This window comes from Synechococcus sp. GFB01 (assembly GCF_001039265.1).
In the GTDB taxonomy this organism is placed as follows: domain Bacteria; phylum Cyanobacteriota; class Cyanobacteriia; order PCC-6307; family Cyanobiaceae; genus NIES-981.
Map to the genome: position 1 here is coordinate 1 of NZ_LFEK01000041.1, position 16,121 is coordinate 16,121.

The 16,121-nt window shown below is 70.7% G+C and carries 13 protein-coding genes and 3 pseudogenes; 6 read left to right on the forward strand and 10 right to left on the reverse strand.

What is annotated here, in order from left to right:
• The 3 genes from SYNGFB01_RS12470 to cobA all read left to right on the forward strand — a co-directional run.
• Positions 1-607: CbiX/SirB N-terminal domain-containing protein (locus SYNGFB01_RS12470; RefSeq protein ID WP_304413513.1), on the forward strand; the 607-nt coding region annotated here is incomplete at its 5' end.
• Entirely contained in the window at positions 574-897 is a 324-nt protein-coding gene (locus tag SYNGFB01_RS06655) for a hypothetical protein (protein WP_152669567.1), read from the forward strand. The genes SYNGFB01_RS12470 and SYNGFB01_RS06655, both read left to right, overlap by 34 nt.
• On the forward strand, positions 894-1,688 hold the full coding sequence (gene cobA, locus SYNGFB01_RS06660) for a uroporphyrinogen-III C-methyltransferase (protein ID WP_048017435.1): 795 nt from the start codon (positions 894-896) through the stop codon (positions 1,686-1,688). The genes SYNGFB01_RS06655 and cobA overlap by 4 nt, the downstream gene beginning before the upstream one ends.
• Here the strand turns inward: cobA and SYNGFB01_RS06665 are convergent.
• Positions 1,675-2,046 (reverse strand): hypothetical protein, encoded by a 372-nt coding sequence (locus SYNGFB01_RS06665; RefSeq protein WP_048017436.1) that lies wholly within the window; start codon positions 2,044-2,046, stop codon positions 1,675-1,677. The genes cobA and SYNGFB01_RS06665 overlap by 14 nt on opposite strands.
• A 245-nt stretch (positions 2,047-2,291) precedes the next feature.
• On the opposite strand from SYNGFB01_RS06665, the gene SYNGFB01_RS06670 reads away from it, so the two are divergent.
• Positions 2,292-2,768, forward strand: a complete 477-nt coding sequence (locus SYNGFB01_RS06670) for a hypothetical protein (RefSeq protein ID WP_048017444.1) — start codon at positions 2,292-2,294, stop codon at positions 2,766-2,768.
• On the opposite strand, the gene SYNGFB01_RS06675 is transcribed toward SYNGFB01_RS06670, so the two are convergent.
• Both SYNGFB01_RS06675 and SYNGFB01_RS06680 read right to left on the reverse strand, forming a co-directional pair.
• Entirely contained in the window at positions 2,725-4,677 is a 1,953-nt protein-coding gene (locus SYNGFB01_RS06675; protein WP_235299967.1) for a transglutaminase family protein, read from the reverse strand. The genes SYNGFB01_RS06670 and SYNGFB01_RS06675 overlap by 44 nt on opposite strands.
• 183 nt (positions 4,678-4,860) lie before the next feature.
• Positions 4,861-6,747: a sensor domain-containing phosphodiesterase gene (locus SYNGFB01_RS06680; RefSeq protein WP_048017437.1), complete on the reverse strand. Its 1,887-nt coding sequence runs from the start codon at positions 6,745-6,747 to the stop codon at positions 4,861-4,863.
• A 420-nt stretch (positions 6,748-7,167) separates the two neighbouring features.
• On the opposite strand from SYNGFB01_RS06680, the gene SYNGFB01_RS12475 reads away from it, so the two are divergent.
• Positions 7,168-8,136, forward strand: coding sequence for a GGDEF domain-containing protein (locus tag SYNGFB01_RS12475; protein ID WP_053068371.1), 969 nt, complete (start codon positions 7,168-7,170; stop codon positions 8,134-8,136).
• 9 nt (positions 8,137-8,145) lie between these two features.
• Positions 8,146-9,267, forward strand: coding sequence for an HD-GYP domain-containing protein (locus SYNGFB01_RS06690; RefSeq protein WP_048017438.1), 1,122 nt, complete (start codon positions 8,146-8,148; stop codon positions 9,265-9,267).
• Here the strand turns inward: SYNGFB01_RS06690 and SYNGFB01_RS06695 are convergent.
• The 7 genes and pseudogenes from SYNGFB01_RS06695 to SYNGFB01_RS06725 all read right to left on the reverse strand — a co-directional run bounded on the left by SYNGFB01_RS06695 (position 9,255) and on the right by SYNGFB01_RS06725 (position 15,986).
• Positions 9,255-10,154 (reverse strand): transglutaminase family protein, encoded by a 900-nt coding sequence (locus tag SYNGFB01_RS06695; protein WP_048017439.1) that lies wholly within the window; start codon positions 10,152-10,154, stop codon positions 9,255-9,257. The genes SYNGFB01_RS06690 and SYNGFB01_RS06695 overlap by 13 nt on opposite strands.
• Positions 10,139-11,101, reverse strand: coding sequence for an alpha-E domain-containing protein (locus tag SYNGFB01_RS06700; protein WP_048017440.1), 963 nt, complete (start codon positions 11,099-11,101; stop codon positions 10,139-10,141). The genes SYNGFB01_RS06695 and SYNGFB01_RS06700 overlap by 16 nt, the downstream gene beginning before the upstream one ends.
• Positions 11,095-12,545, reverse strand: a pseudogene (locus SYNGFB01_RS06705) (circularly permuted type 2 ATP-grasp protein). Before SYNGFB01_RS06705 ends, SYNGFB01_RS06700 begins: the two are co-directional and overlap by 7 nt.
• Positions 12,546-12,647: 102 nt before the next feature.
• Positions 12,648-14,371: pseudogene (gene ureC / locus SYNGFB01_RS06710) on the reverse strand (urease subunit alpha).
• Between the two features lie 6 nt (positions 14,372-14,377).
• Positions 14,378-14,696 (reverse strand): annotated as a pseudogene (locus tag SYNGFB01_RS06715) (urease subunit beta).
• 34 nt (positions 14,697-14,730) lie between these two features.
• A complete protein-coding gene (locus SYNGFB01_RS06720) occupies positions 14,731-15,036 on the reverse strand; it encodes an urease subunit gamma (RefSeq protein ID WP_235299969.1) in 306 nt (101 codons plus the stop codon).
• A gap of 41 nt (positions 15,037-15,077) precedes the next feature.
• On the reverse strand, positions 15,078-15,986 hold the full coding sequence (locus SYNGFB01_RS06725) for an urease accessory protein UreD (RefSeq protein ID WP_048017442.1): 909 nt from the start codon (positions 15,984-15,986) through the stop codon (positions 15,078-15,080).
• Between the last annotated feature and the right edge of the window lie 135 nt (positions 15,987-16,121).

The window sequence follows — 16,121 nt, forward strand, 5'->3', positions numbered from 1 at the left end:
GGGTGCGCTCGAGGGTGTGGCCGTGGGCTTGTCGGCCTGGCCCCTGCCCCTGATCACGGCCGGGCTGGAGCAGCTGGCCGGTGATCTCGACTCCGCTCTGGCAGCGGCGGCGGTGGATCTGCTCGCCCGGCTGCCGGATGGCCAGCGGCAGCTGCGGCAACTGCAGGGCCGCCGCCTCGATCCCGACGTGGCGGCCCGGTTGCAGCGGCGGCTGCAGCGATCGCCGCTGGTGCTCGTGGTGCATGGCCGCCAGGGCGGTGTGATCCCGGCTGTGTATCACGAGCTGGCCCGGTCGCTGGAGCAGCGCCGCGGCGCACCGGTGCTGCTCCAGGCCCTCACCGGCGTCGCTCCGCAGCCCGATGCCCGCTTCCGGCTGGCGGGCCGGCGGGCCGGGGCGATCACCCTGGTGCCCCTGCTGCTGCTGCCGGGTGAGCATGTGCGCGGCGATCTGCCGGCTCTCGCCGCGGCCTGGCGCGCGGGCTGGGGCGTTCGGACCCGTGGCCTGCGGCGCCAGCGGTGCGGCGGCTGCCGTTTCTGGGGGCCTTGCCCGCCTGGCAGCGGCTGCTGGCTCAGGTGCTGGGCCAGGCCGATGGCGGCCGCGGCCTGATCTGGCTGCACCACCCGGTGCAGGGTCCCCTCTGTGCCCGCTTTCTCGGGCATCTCGAGCGGGTGCTGGGGCGGCCCGGTCTGCCGTTGGCCGCTCAGCAGGAGTCGGTGGCGCTGCCGCCTCAGCTGGCCGCGGCGGCGGTGCTGGCGCCCCTCACCCTGGCGCCCAGCCGCCTCACCGAATCCCTCAACATGGGATCAGCCGCGCCTTCCGTGGAGGTGCTGCCACCCCTGCTCGACCTCCCCACCGTGCATGAGTTTCTGCTGGCCAGCCTGGAAGCGCTGCCATGACCGCCACGCTTCCGGGCAAGGTGTATCTGGTGGGGGCCGGCCCCGGCGACCCTGATCTGCTCACGCTGAAGGCCCATCGCCTGCTGCGGCGCTGCGATGCGGTGGTGTACGACTCCCTGGTGCCGCGGGAGGTGCTGGCGCTGGTGCCGGCGACTGCCGAGCGTCATTTCGTGGGCAAGCGCCGCGGCCATCACTCCGTGCCCCAGCCCTCCACCAACGCGGTGCTGGTGGAGTTGGCAGGGCGTCACCGCTGCGTGGTGCGGCTCAAGGGGGGGGATCCGTTCCTCTTCGGCCGCGGTGGTGAGGAGGCCGCCCATCTGGCCCGCCATGGCGTGCCGGTGGAGGTGGTGCCCGGCGTCACCGCCGGCATCGCCGCACCGGCCTACCTGGGAATCCCCGTGACCCATCGCCGTGCCGGCAGCTCCGTGACCTTCGTGACCGGTCACGAGGAGATCGACAAGGCCCGCCCCAGCGTCGACTGGCGCGGCCTGGCCCGCAGCAGCGATGGCCTGGTGATCTACATGGGGCTGCACAACCTCGCCCACATCTGTGAAGAGCTGATCGCCGGCGGCCTCGACCCCGCCACGCCGGCGGCGGCCGTGCAGCAGGGCACGGTGCGCGGTCAGCGCAGCGTGATCGCCGAGCTGGGCGGTCTGGCCCGGGAGGTGCGCCTGGCGGAGCTCGCCTCGCCCGCGATCGTGGTGATCGGTGAGATGGTGAACCAGCGGGTGCCCGCCTGTGCCCCGGAGCCGGCGGCGGTGGAGATGCCGATCCCGCTCAGGCTGGGCTGAGCGCCGCGGCCCGGCGCCGTGGCCGACCCAGGTGCAGCCGGCGCAGGTTCCAGCCGAGCTGGCGAGGCCGGGTCCGGCTCAGCAGCCAGGCGTCGTCCTGGGCGCGCAGCGCCTCGCGGTTGTCGGTGTCCTCACCGCTGTAAAGCAGCGCCGTGACCCGATCGGGATCGATCTCCANGGCGGCCACCTCCTGCCAGAGCCGCTCGCTGCCGCGGCGGTCGGCGCGACGGAACTGGGTGTCGGCCAGCTGCTGCACCAGCAGGACCACGAGAGCCTGCTGCTTGCGGGCGCTGAACAGATCGCTGCTGATGCCGGAGCGACCCGGCCGCGTGGTGCAGCTGCTCGAGGGTGCGGTCATGGCGGCAGGCCGCCGGAGCGGCGCCGAAGGTGTAACCAACGCTACCGATGGACAAACCACCTGACGCACTGTCCTGTGGAAAGTTTGATTGCGTAGTGATGCGAACGGTTGAGCGCCTCGCCATGCGGTTCATTGGCCCATTGCCAAGGCCCTGGCCGCCTCCCTCTGCCATGTCGTCACTCCAGCTGCAGCAGGACTCCCTGCACCACGAGAGCCGATCGGTGGAGCCCGACGATCGGGCTCCGATGTTCGAACTGATTCCCTACGAGAAGTTTCGCGACACCCCCGCGGTGCGCTTCTTCGACATCACCGTCGCCGAGTCGAACGCCCGTGATCTGGTGATCCACTCCGGGCCGGCCGTCAGCCCCCCCGACGAGGAGAAGACCGGTGCCTGGCAGTTCTATCTGCACCCCCACCAGGAGGACAACCTGCTGGCCCTGCACGGCGGTCGCACCTTCTACCTGGTGAACTTCGGCTGGAATTACCCGTATCACATCGTTCGCCTCGAGACCGGCGGCGACATCCTGCGCATCCCCCCCGGCACCTTCCACCGCTCGGTGTCCGATCCCGATGGTTCGGTGGTGCTCAATCAGGCGGTGCGGGAGGAGGGCGCCAGCGTGGTGCGTGAATTCCGCGTGTACAACAGCCGCCTGATCCCTCGCCTGTTCGCCACCACCTTCAAGACCGCGCCACTGCCGAAGCTGCATGGCCTGAACTGGTAAGGCGCAGATCCATGGTGCAGGCCTCGGGCCAGGNCCCCCGGCANGGTTCCGCCGGGCCCGACCCGAGGCTGGTGGGCGGCTCCGCGACGAAGCCCTCGGCTTCACTGTCGAGGCGCCAGCTCCGCTGCACCTCACCCCACTGATCCAGCAGGGTCAGCTGCAGGGGCAGCTGCGGCGGCAGGCAGGGATGCAGGCAGGGATAGAGGGCCTCGTGCCGGTAGCGCACCGCCAGCGGTCGCTCGCCGAGTTGCTGCAGCGGCAGGGGCCGGCCGTTGAGGCTCAGCCGGAAGCGTTCGCCGAACTCGCCGCTGCCGATCAGCTCGAAGCGGCGCAGGGAGCTGTCCACGAACCGGCTGGTATGACCCCCCTCCACCGGTGTGTCGCAGAGCAGCGGCCACGGCTCCAGCGCCTGCCGGATCGTGAGGCCCGCGCCGGCCGCAGTGGCCTGCTCGGGGGTTTCCTGCCACTCCAGCAGGGCCGGAAAGCGCCACTGCCAGATCGGGCGGAAGAGCTCCGGATCCAGGGGCAGCCCGTCGGCGGCCAGATCGCCCAGCACCTGTTCCAGGTCGGCCCAGAGCTGGCTCGGCAGCATGGCGCGATCGTGCAGGTCCCGGCCCCAGGGGTGCAGGTCTGCGGGGCGGTGGGCCGGATCGAGCAGATGCACCGCCAGGGCCCGCCAGAGCAGGGCGATGGCGGCGGACCACTGGTGATGCGGCAGGGATTCCAGCGCCCGGAACTCGATCAGGCCCTGGCAGCCGCCGGTCCAGGCGGGATTCCAGAACTTGTCGAGGCTGATCTCGCTGCGGTGGGTGTTGCCGCTGCGGTCGGCGTGCAGGTGGCGCAGGGTCTCGCTGATCGCCACCCGCTGATCGCCCGGCTCCAGCTGCTCCAGTACCCGATGGGCCAGGTCCAGATCGAGCCAGCTGGCGCTGCCCTCATCGAGGCGCGGCGCCTGGGAGGCCGGACCCACCGAGTTGCCGCTGAACAGGTAGGCGAGGCTGGGGTGGTGCTGCCAGTAGCGCAGGATCCCCACCAGCCAGGCCGGCCGGCTGAAGAACGGATGCTCCTCCGGCTCCAGCGACGGGCCGCCCCAGAGCAGATGGTTGCCGCCGCCGGTGCCCTCGCTGCGCTCCCCTCGCTGTTTCCAGGAGCGCAGACCGGCCACCGCGCCGGCCCGCTCCAGGGTCTCCAGCCAGCCGGCGTACTCGGCCCAGCTGGCGCACACCGGCAGGTTCACCTCCAGCACCCCCGGATCGGCGGTGAGCCCGAGCACCTGCCAGTGGCCGGCGGTGTCGAGCGGCAGCACCCCGCTCAGTTCCGGCCGGCTCCAGGGGGCGCTGGCCGCGGCGATCACCTGCAGCAGCCGCTCCAGCGGCTCGCGGGCCAGCGGCGGCAGGAACAGATTCCAGGTCGGCCCGCCGAGCTCCAGGGTGAGCACCTGCCGGAGGACTCCCTCGGGGAAGTGCTGCAGCGGCAGACGCAGACCGGCGGGGCCCACGGCCGGCAGCAGTTCGCGCAGCTCCTCGGCCAGGGGCCAGTCGAGCGCCTGCCAGCCCTGCTCGTCGTGACTCAGCGGGGCGGCCCACACCTTCCGTGCCGGATCGAGCGGATCGCGCAGCGGCACAGCGAGCAGCTCGCAGCCCAGCCCTGCGCCGATCGCCGCCAGCAGGGCCGGACCGTCCCCCGTGCCGGGGTGGGCACGCCGCAGCCCGTCGTCCTGGGGCCAGCGCACCAGCGGCTGGCCGCCGATCCCGGTGATCAGCCGCAGGGCCCAGCGCGGATTGACCTCGCCGTCGTAGCGCTTGCCGGTGCAGTGCAGCAGCGTGCTGTGCGGCCAGGCGCGCCGCTGCAGCTCGGCGGCCAGCCGGCGTGCGTAGCGGAGCTTNGGTGGGGCCGTCGGCCGCCACATGCCACTCGGCGCCTTCCGGCTCGAACGGCACGTAGGTGGGTTCACCGCCCATGGTGAGCGTGATGCCGGCCTGGCTCAGGCGGCGTTCCACGGTTCCGGCCGTGGCTGTGAGGCTGTTCGCCACGCATTCGCGTCAGCTGACCCCTCCTCACCCCTGGGCGGGTCGGGCTGCTGCACCTGCTGCTACAGATTCACGCTTTGCACAGGTTTCGGCTCCGCAGGAAGGGCCAGTTCCGTCAGCAGCGCGTCCAGCGGCATCGGGCGTCCGAAGAGGAATCCCTGCCCCCACTCCACGCCCTGCTGCAGCAGCCAGCGGCGCTGGGCGTCGGTTTCGATCCCCTCGGCGGTGGTGTGCAGTCCCAGATCGCGGGCGAGCCGCTGCACCAGCTCCAGCACCCTGTTGCTGGGTTGGTCCGGATCGTCGATCCGCGCCACGAAGCTGGCGTCGATCTTCACGGCATGGAAGGGGTAGCGATGCAGCCGGCTCAGCGAGGAATAGCCGGTGCCGAAATCGTCGATCGCCACCAGCACATCCTGCCGCCGCAGCGCCTCGAGGAAGGGCTCCAGCTCGGCGGCGCTCAACTGCAGGGCGTCTTCGATCACCTCCAGCTGAAGGGTCCAGGCTGCCGGCCTGGGTTCGCGGCCGAGCAGCTCCAGCAGCTGCTCGCGGGCGTTGGGGTTGTCGAGCAGGGCTGCCGAGAGGTTGAGACTGAGCAGCAGGGGGTGCCCGGGTCGTGCCGCGGCGATCACCCGGCTGGCCTCCAGGGCCTTCCGGATCAGCTGCAGGTCGACCTGAGCGCTGAGGCCGGCCCGTTCAGCCGCCGCCAGCACGGTGCCGGGCTGCACCAGCTCACCACGGGGATCACGCCAGCGCAGCAGCGCCTCAAGGCCCACCACCGCACCGCTGTTGAGTTGCACGATCGGCTGGAACCAGGGCTCGAGCTCGGCATTGCGGAGCGCCTGGCGCAGGCCGGCCTCCAGGCTGATGTCCTCCTGGGCCTGGATGCGGGTGGCCAGGTCGATCACCCTCACAGGCCTGCCCGGCTGGAAGCGGGCGACCTGCTGGGCGATCGCCGCGTCGGCCAGGAGCGCCTCCGCGCTGGCGTAGTTGCCCATGTAGAGGGCGATGCCGATCGCCACCTGGGAGCTGAGCAGNCGGCCCTGCACGCTCACCGGCTCGCCCAGCTCGCGGCCGATCGTGCCGGCCAGCTCGGCCACGGCGGCTTCGCTGCTGGCGTAGGGCAGCACCACCACCAGTTCGCTCTCGCGCAGCCAGGCCGCGCTGGCCTCGGCAGGCAGCCGCAACAGCAGGCGGTCTTCCAGCGCCCGGCGCATCCCCTCCACCGCCGTGATGCCCAGGCTGCTCTGCAGCCGCCGCAGATCCTTGAGACCGATCCGCAGCACCGCGAAGCAGGGCTGGCTCCGCTCAGCCACCATCAGCTCGAGGCTGCGCAGCACCGCGTCGGCCTGATGCAGCCGGGTGGCGCGGGCGGGAGGGCGCGCAGACCCTTCCCCAGCCTCCGGCCGGGGTTCGCTCAGGCGCTGCCGCAACAGCTGCTGACTGGCCTCCAGCAGACGCTGCTCCCGCCTCAGTTCCATCAGCTTCACCGTCTGGCGCGCCAGACGCTTCATCGCCTCGATCTGGGCCTCGTCGAGCCGGTGGGGGTGGCTGTCCACGGCGCAGAGACTGCCCAGGCTGAGGCCGTTGGCCGACACGAGCGGGAAACCCGCGTAGAAGCGGATGTGCGGCTCACCCACCACCAGCGGATTGTCGCGGAAGCGTTCATCCGCCAGCGCGTCCTCGATGATCAGCGGCTGGCGCTGCAGGATCGTGTGACCGCAGAAGGAGATCGCCCGCGGCGTCTCGCGAACCCCCAGCCCGATGCAGCTCTTGAACCACTGGCGGCTCTCGTCCACCAGGCTCACGATGCCGATCGGCGTGCCGGCGATGCTGCGGGCCAGATGGCTGATGTCGTCGAAGTCCGGATCCGCCGGTGTGTCGAGCAGCGCGTAGCTCCCCAGCTCGGCGAGGCGGGCGGCGTCGTTGGTGGGGATCGGTGCGTGCTGCATGGGGGTGATCGCCCGGGGATCACCTCGGGCTTCGCGATGTCGCTCCAGGTCGGGGCCACCACGGATGGGCCGGTTTCAGGTTGCCGCTCCCGGTCCGCGATCCGAAACTAGCCAGGCTCGGCCCTGCCCGCCGCCGCCGCCCTGCCTACGGTGAATCCAGGGAGGGCGAGCGTGTGGCAGCTGTCCGACGCCGAGACGTCTCGGAGGCCTGGCCGTGAGGCTGCGGGCCCTCCTGCATGGCCGGACCAACCGGCGCCTACTGTTGCTCAGTCTGGCCGCGGCGGCGGTGGGATCGGGGTCGCTGGCCCTGCTCACCGCCGTCCTGGTGCTGGTTGAGACCACCCGTCAGGCGAGGCAGGGGNCCTGTGGATCGAGCGGGATCTGATCGTCAGCCTGATCAGCGGCCAGTCGATCCAGACGTTGCAGCGCAGGCTGCAGCTCTCGACGACGGCCGGTGAGCTGCGGCAGGCGCTGGTGGCCGACCAGCAGGGGCAGGTGATCGTCGCCAGCGATCCGACCCTGATCGGTCGCTCGATCACCGAACTGGCCAGCTGGCCGGCGGTGGCGGGGCTCGACGTGCTCCTGCGCGACTGCCGTCCGCAGGCCCTGGGTGCCGCCTGCCTCGACCGTCAGTTCAGCCGGCTGGTGGGCCCCCTCCCCTGGATCGGCGGTGAGCGCCTGGTGCGGTTCGCTCCCACCTCGCTGGTGCTCGACGCTGCCGACGGCGCGGCCCGGCGCGGCACCCTGATCTTCGAGGTGGACCTCCAGCGCCAGCTGCGGCAGGCCGCCAGCCTGGCGCTGCGGGCGTTCCTCGCCGGCCTGCTGCCCCTGTTCGTCACCTGCGCCGTGCTGGTGCTGGTGGTGCGGCGGCGGGTGCTGCCCGAGCTGCTCAACCTGGCCCAGACCGATTCCCTCTCCGGCGTGCTCAACCGCCGCGCCTTCCTCGAGACGGCGGCGTACCGGCTCGAGCGGGCCGGNAGCCTGGGGCAGCCTGTGGTGGTGGCCGTGATCGATGTGGATCACTTCAAGACCATCAATGACCGCTTCGGCCACGCGGTGGGCGATGCGGTGATCCAGGCGATGGCCGCCCTGCTGGAGAGCGGCGTGCGTCGCACCGATCTGGTGGGGCGGCTCGGGGGCGATGAGTTCGCCCTGCTGATCGAGGGGGCCGAGGCCCAGGCCCGTGAGCTGCTGGAACGGTTGCGCCATCAGGTGGCCGCGGCGCCGATCCGCCTGCCCGATGGGCGGCAGGTGGCGATCACCCTGTCGATCGGCATGGCCGCCAGCGGGCGCGTTGCCGGTGAGGGGCTGGACGCGGTGCTGGCGGCCGCCGACACCAGCCTCTATCGGGCCAAGGGACTGGGCCGCAATCGGGTGATCAGCTGCTGAACGCTAGTCATGCCCCGTTTCCTGCCCCTGCAGCAACCCATCCTTCAGGCCGGCCAGCCCCTGTCGCGGCGGCTGGCGCTGATCCACGGCCGCATCCTCGCTCTGGATGCCTCGATCAGCCGCATCGCCTTCGCGCTCTACCAGAGCCACAACGACCTGCTGAGCACCTACATCAGCCACACCAGCACTGGCGCCGCGCTCAGCTTCTACGACCGCCGCCTGGCCACGATCCCTTCGCTGCTGGCGCTGCGGCACGGACGCCGGTGCCGGGTGATCGACGACCTGCCGCAGGAGCTGGCCCCCGTCACACCCCACAGCCGCTGGTTGCTGGAGCAGGGCTGGCGCGCCTCCTACACCCTGCCCCTGATGCAGGACGACCGCCTGCTGGGCTTTCTGTTTCTCAATGCGCTGCGCCCGGCGGTCTTCGGCGCCGGCCTGCTCGAGCAGCTGGAGCCGCATCTGGAGCTGTTGGAGGCCCTGATCCAGGCCGAGCTGGCCGCGATCGACAGNCTCCGGGCCTCGGTGCAGCTGGCGCTGCGCATGACCGGCCTGCGCGATCCGGAGACCGGCGCCCACGTGGAGCGCGTGTCGCTCTACAGCCGCCTGATCGCGATGGAGCTGGGCCGGCGGCGGGATCTGCCATCGGATTTCGCCGAGGATCTCTACCTCTTCGCCGCCCTGCATGATGTTGGCAAGGTGGCGATTCCGGATCGGATCCTGCTGAAGCCGGGTCCGCTCGACGGCGAGGAGCGCACCACCATGAACAGCCACGTGCAGCGCGGCATCGATCTGGTGGAGCAGCTGATCACGGGCCTCCATCTTGTGGCCGATCCGAAGATGGAACTGCTGCGGGCGGTGGTGGCGGGCCACCACGAGAAGCTCGACGGCAGCGGCTATCCCTTCGCACTGCAGGCCGGCGAGATTCCCCTGGCCGCCCGGATCGTGGCCGTCGCCGACATCTACGACGCGCTCAGTCAGGCCAGGTCGTACAAACCCGCCCTCCCCGAGGCGGAGGTGGAACGGATCCTGCGGGCCATGGCCGGCGACGGCAAGATCGATCCCGATTGCGTGGATGTGCTGCTGCGATCGGGCGAGCAGCGGCAGGCCATCGCCGCCGCCTATCGCGACTGAGCCGCTTCGGCCTCGAGGGGCTGGTCTGCGGTGTCGAGGATCTCGGCCTCGATCGACCAGGCGAAGGTGCTCTTCACGCCGGGAGGGCCGGAGAAGGTGCCGGTGATCGCCGCGGTGAGTTCCGGCTTGGAGGAGGTGGCCAGGGGGATGTAGCGGTCGTCGACCGCGCCCGCGCAGCTGGGGTCGAAACCGCGCCAGCCGGCACCCGGCAGATACACCTCGGCCCAGGCGTGCAGGTCGTAGCGCTTCGGTTTCGGTTGCACCAGGTGGTAGCCGCTCACGAAGCGTGCCGGCAGACCGACGCAGCGGCAGGCCTCCACCATCAGCATGGCCAGGTCGCGGCAGGAGCCCACCCGCTCCTTGAGGGTCCGCCCGGCCGGCCAGGCCGGCCCCACGTGCCGCTCGGTGTACTTCACCCGGTCCTGGATGATCTCCACCAGCTGCTGCAGGAACATCAGCGCCCGCTGGTCGCTGCCCATCAGCGCGTCCTGGGCCAGATCCACGGCCGACGGGTCGTGCTGGCCGTTCGGCAGCCAGCCTTCTAGCGAGCCCATCAGGTCGCCGTTGAGGTGACCCACCGGGTAAGGCAGGTGGGGTTCATTCTCCTCCAGGCACACCTGCAGCAGGGGTGCGGTTTCAGTCTGCACCTCACTGGTGGCCCGCACCAGGAACGTGTCGGTGCTGCCCTGGAAGCGGGCCCGCAGGATCTCGTCGCCGCTGGCGGCGAGCAGGGGATAGAGCCGGGTGGGCTCNGGGCTGATCTCGAGGCGGAAGTCGATCAAGCGCTGGAAGCCGTGGCCGCGTGGCTTGAGTCCGAAGCGGTGCGGGCCGAGCAGCACCGCTTCGTCGTAGCGGTACTCGAAGCTGTGGATTACGCGGGCACGCATGCGGACTGGGCGATGAAGTAGCGCTCCTCGATCAGGTCATGCAGGCGATTGAGGTCGCTCTGCAGGCTGTCGATCGCCTCGTGCAGGCCCCCGGCGATGAGTGCATCGATGCTGGTGTAGCTCCAGCGCGCCAGGGTGAGGCCGGTGAGGCATTCGAGGGCATCNNGGGCGCCCGGCAGCGCCTTACCGCTCACGATCTTCAGGGTCTCGTGGATGCGCTCCAGGCAGTAGCGCACCGAGCGGGGGAAGAGCGGATCGAGCAGCAGGAAGGAGGCCACCGCCCGCGGCTCGATCATCTGCTGGCGCGACTGGCGGAACATCTGGTANGCGCCGGCACTGCGCAGCAGCGAGATCCACTGCAGCTCGTCGAGCACGCCGCCCACCTCGTCGGGCGAGGGCAGCAGCAGGAAGTACTTCACATCGAGGATGCGGGTGGTCTTGTCGGCCCGCTCCAGCAGCCGCCCCAGCCGGCTGAACTGCCAGGAGAGATCGCGGCTGAGGGTCGCGTCGGTGATGCCGTAGAAGAGCTGGCAGTCGCGCCGGATCGAACGCAGCTGTTCCTGCGGCGGTTGCTGCCAGAAGCTGCCGTTGTTGTCGCGCAGGGTCCAGTAGAGATCGTTGATCTGCTCCCACATCTCGGTGGTGATCACATCGCGGATCTGACGGGTGTTCTCCCGCGCGATGGCGACGCAGTTGACGATGCTGCTGGGGTTGTCTGCGGCACGCACCAGGAACTCCACCACATCCTGCGGGCGCCCGAGCGGGTAGAGCCGATCGAAGAGGTCGCGGTCGCCGCTGGCATCGATCAGCGGCAGCCAGGGCTCGGCGCTGCCCGGCGGGCAGTCGAGCGCCATCGCTTCGCTCACCTCCACGAAGCGCGAGATGTTCTCGGCCCGCTCCACGTAGCGGTTGATCCAGTAGAGCGAATCGGCAACGCGGCTCAGCATGACGCCGGCTCCGGCATGTCCTTCACGATCCAGGTGTCCTTGCAGCCGCCGCCCTGGGAGGAATTCACCACCAGGGAACCGCGTCGCAGCGCCACCCGGGTCAGCCCACCCGGGCTCACCCAGGCCCCCTTGCCGCGCAGCACGTAGGGGCGCAGATCCACATGGCACGGGAACAGCTCGCCCTCGCTCAGGGAGGGAACGGTGGAGAGCTCCAGGGTGGGCTGGGCGATGTAGTTGCGTGGATCGGCCTTGATCCGCTCCGCGAAGTCGGCGATCTCCTCCCGGCTGGCGTGGGGGCCGATCAGCATCCCGTAGCCCCGGCCTCGGCCACCGCCTTCACCACCAGCTCATCGAGGTGAGCCAGCACATGGGTGCGGTCGTCCTCGCGGGAGCAGAGGTAGGTGGGCACGTTGGCGATGATCGGCTCCTCGCTGAGGTAGTAGCGGATCATCTCCGGCACGTAGGCGTAGATCAGCTTGTCGTCGGCCACGCCGGTGNCGGGAGCATTGGCGATCGCCACCCGGCCGGCCCGGTACGCCTGCATCAGCCCGCGCACCCCCAGCAGCGAGTCGCTGCGGAACACGTCGGGATCGAGGAAGTCGTCGTCGATGCGGCGGTAGATCACATCCACGGGCTCGAGCCCGCGGGTGCTGCGCATCCAGATCCGCTCGTCGTGGCAGACCAGATCGCGGCCCTCCACAAGCTGGATGCCCATCTGCTGGGCCAGATAGCTGTGCTCGAAGTAGGCGCTGTTGAACACCCCCGGGGTGAGCAGCACCACGGTGGGCGTCTCGGTCCAGGGAGCTAGCTCCCTGAGGGTCTGCAGCAGGTGGGAGGGGTAGTCGTCGATCGGCTGCACGGTGCGCCCCGCGAACAGGCTGGGGAACATCCGCTTCATCACCCGGCGGTTCTCCAGGAAGTAGGCCACGCCGGAGGGGCAGCGCAGGTTGTCCTCCAGCACCCGCCAGGTGCCCTGGCCATCGCGGATCAGGTCGAGGCCGGAGATGTGACACCAGCGGCCCAGCGGCGGCTCGAATCCCTGCAGCTGCGGCCGCCAGCCCTGGGAGCTCTCCACATCCTCCCGGGGTATCACGCCATCCCGCAGGATCAGCTGGCGGCCGTACACGTCGGCCAGGAACCGGTCGATCGCCTCGAGCCGCTGGATCAGACCGCGTTCCAGCTGCTGCCAGTCGTCGGCGCTGATCAGCCGGGGCAGGGGATCGAAGGGCAGGATCCGCTCGCCGGCGTCACTGTCGGAGCCGTTGAGCCGGAAGGTGGCCCCCAGGCGCTTGAGCAGCATGCCGGCCGTGGCATGGTTGCGGTTGAGGGCTTCGAGCCCCAGCTGGCCCAGGGAGGAGAGCAGCGGCACCAGGGCGCTGCGGGGCTGGTCGGCGGCGCTGAAGTATTCGTCGTAGCCCTTTCCGGGCCGGTAGTCGGTGAACATCGCCCTGCCTGCTCTGGCTTGATCATGCAGAGCCGCCCTGCCCCATCCGGTTGCCGTTGCTACGAGTCTGCCGGCTGGTGACCCGCCTGGCCCGACCCCGGCTCAGAGCAGGAAGTAGCGCTGCGCCATCGGCAGCACCTCGGCCGGCTCGCAGGTGAGCAGCTCGCCGTCGGCGAACACCTCGTAGGTCTGGGGATCCACCTCCACCTTCGGCAGGGCGGTGTTGTTCTTCATCGCCGCCTTGGAGATGCCGCCGCGGGTGTTCTGCACCGGCACGCAGGAGCGCTGCAGGCCCAGCCGGCGCGGCAGGTCGGCGTCGAGGGCCGCCTGGCTCACGAAGGTGAGGCAGCTGGGGGCCAGGGCCTTGCCGAAGGCGGCGAACATCGGCCGGCCGTGCACCGGACCCGGGGTGGGGATCGAGGCGTTGGCGTCGCCCATCTGGGCCCACACGATCGAGCCGCCCTTGAGCACCAGCTCCGGCTTGACGCCGAAGAAGCCAGGCTTCCACAGCACCAGATCGGCCAGCTTGCCCACCTCCACCGAGCCCACCTGGTGGTCGATGCCATGGGCGATGGCCGGGTTGATCGTGGTCTTGGCGATGTAGCGCTTGAGTCGGGTGTTGTCGTTGCGGCCGCCTTTGGCGGCGTCCTCCGGCAGGGCACCGCGCTGCAGCTTCATCTTGTGGGCGGTCTGGAAGGTGCGGGTGATCACCTCGCCCACCCGGCCCATGGCCTGCGAATCGCTGGCGATGATCGCGAAGGCGCCGAGGTCGTGGAGGATGTCCTCGGCGGCGATCGTTTCGCGGCGGATGCGCGATTCGGCGAAGGCCACGTCCTCGGGGATGCGGGGGTCGAGGTGGTGGCACACCATCAGCATGTCGAGGTGCTCCTCGAGCGTGTTGCGGGTGTAGGGGCGGGTGGGGTTGGTGCTGCTGGGCAGCACGTTGGCCTCGCCGCAGATGCGGATGATGTCCGGCGCGTGGCCGCCGCCGGNNCCCCCTCGGTGTGGAAGGTGTGGATGGTGCGGCCGCCGATGGCGCGGATCGTGTCCTCCACGAAGCCGGCCTCGTTGAGGGTGTCGGTGTGGATGCAGACCTGCACGTCGAAGCGGTCGGCCACCGTGAGGCAGCAGTCGATCGCCGCCGGGGTGGTGCCCCAGTCTTCGTGGAGCTTGAGGGCGCAGGCGCCGGCGCGGATCTGCTCCTCGATCGCCTCGGGGGTGCTGGCGTTGCCCTTGCCGAAGAAGCCCAGGTTCACCGGCAGGCCTTCGGCGGCCTGCAGCATGCGGGCCAGGTGGAANGCGCCCGGGGTGCAGGTGGTGGCGTTGGTGCCGGTGGCCGGGCCGGTGCCGCCGCCCATCAGGGTGGTGACGCCGGAGGCCAGGGCCGTTTCGATCTGCTGGGGGCAGATGAAGTGGATGTGGGTGTCGATCGAGCCGGCGGTGAGGATGTGCCCTTCGCCGGCGATCGCCTCGGTGNCNGGGCCCACGATGATGTCCACGCCCGCCTGGGTGTCGGGGTTGCCCGCCTTGCCGATCGCCACGATGCGGCCGTCGCGCAGGCCGATGTCGGCCTTCACGATCCCCCACCAGTCGAGGATCANGGCGTTGGTGATCACCGTGTCCACGGCGCCATCGGCGCGGGTGGTCTGGGCCTGCCCCATGCCGTCGCGGATCACCTTGCCGCCGCCGAACTTCACCTCGTCGCCGTAGACGGTGAAATCCTTCTCCACCTCCAGGATCAGCTCGGTGTCGGCCAGCCGCAGCCGGTCGCCGGTGGTGGGGCCGTAGGTCTCGGCGTAGGCGCGGCGGGAGATGCGGTAGGGCATGGAGAGTCAGTCGAGGGGGCCGTTCACCAGCCCGTTGAAGCCGAACACGCGGCGCACGCCGGCGAAGGGCACCAGCTGCACCTCACNGCTGTCGCCTGGTTCGAAACGGATGGCGGTGCCGGCGGGGATGTCGAGCCGCTGGCCGCGGGCGGCGTCGCGGTCGAACTGCAGCGCCTCGTTGGCTTCGAAGAAGTGGTAGTGGGAGCCCACCTGCACCGGCCGGTCGCCGCGGTTGGCCACGCTGATCGTGGTGACGGGCCGGCCGGCGNTGAGGGTNGATCTCGCCGGGTTCCGGGATCAGTTCGCCGGGGATCANGGGGGACATGGGCTGCGGCGCGGAACGATGGGTGGGGGCGGGATCAGCGGATCGGATCGTGCANGGTCACCAGCTTGGTGCCGTCNGGGAACACCGCCTCGATCTGCACCTCGTGGATCAGCTCCGGCACTCCCTCCATCACCTGCTCGCGGCTCAGCCAGGTGGTGCCCTCCTGCATCAGCTCGGCCACGCTCCTGCCATCCCGGGCGNCCTCAAGCACCTGGAAGCTCAGCCAGGCCACCGCTTCCGGGTGGTTGAGCCGGAGGCCGCGGTTCAGCCGGCGCTCGGCCAGCAGCGCCGCGGTNNCNACGATCAGCAGCTTGTCCNTTTCCTNGGGGGTGAGGTGCANTNGCGCCAACTCTGGCAGGGCTNGGGGCGATCGCCCGTTCATCACGAACCGGTGGCGTGTGGGCCGCTGAAGGGCTGTTCCTGGAAGGGCCACACCCGCGGCAGCTGCGGCGGTGGCAGGCCCCGCAGTGCACGGNTGTGGCGCCAGATGCGACTGAACCAGAAGCGGGCCGCCTGGCTGGAGGGGCCGCGGTAGCGGGCCACCAGGCCCTGCTCCAGCGCGCCGCAGGCCATCTCGCCCTCCAGACAGGCGCGGTCGGCACGGCAGTCCGCCAGCAGCTGCTCCAGCTCGCCGGTGTCCAGAGGTTGCGGTGCCGCCCACACCAGCGTGCCGAACACGGCCATCCCCGCCATGCCGTGCTCCTGCGTCAGGCCGCTCGCATCGAGCGCCAGCCGGTCCACCAGCTCCCAGCGCGGCCCGGTCGGGGTGTGGCGGCGGATGCCGAGGCTGGAGCGCCAGCACCCCTGGCCCAGCTGCTCACCGGCGGCGGTGCGACCCAGCCGCACCACCTCGGCGGCCAGGAAGCTGGCTCCGGCGGCCAGCTCCACCGTGAGCCGCTGCTCGAACAAGCCATCGGCATAGAGCACCAGCTCCTGGGGCAGCCACTCCAGATCGCTGCCGGCCGCCAGGTCGAAGCGGAGTTCCTGCACGGCCCAGCGCCCCGCCGGCTGCAGCCGCGAGCGCCCCACCGAGCCGTAGACCTTCTGGGCAGCCACGCTGGTGAGCAGGGCGTGGCTGCCCGGCTCCAGCTCGGCCGCGATCCGCAGCCGGTCACCCCCCACCAGACCACCGGCGGTGTGCAGCAGGGGCAGTTCGCAGTGGCCGCTGGCCTGCTGGAAGGCCCGTTGCAGCTTCAGCGGCGCCGTGGCGCTGCCCTGGTGGCTGGTGCGGTCGCCGCGGCGCAGGAAGCGCAGCCTCGCCTCGGCCTGCCAGGGGCTGGCGAGCGGCATTGGGGCGGCCTGGGTCATGGCGGCATGCTCCGCTGGCTCAGTCCGAAATCCGGTAGCAAGAGCTACACACCGATCCCGCGCCGCTGGCGAGGGTGCCGCCATGCCCGCCGATCGCCCCGCTCCGGCCCCGCTGCT

Bases quoted from the DNA above. Each gene is read 5' to 3' on its own strand.
- SYNGFB01_RS06670 (WP_048017444.1), top strand. From the start codon at position 2,292: ATGTTCGAACTGATTCCCTACGAGAAGTTTCGCGACACCCCCGCGGTG.
- cobA (WP_048017435.1), top strand. From the start codon at position 894: ATGACCGCCACGCTTCCGGGCAAGGTGTATCTGGTGGGGGCCGGCCCC.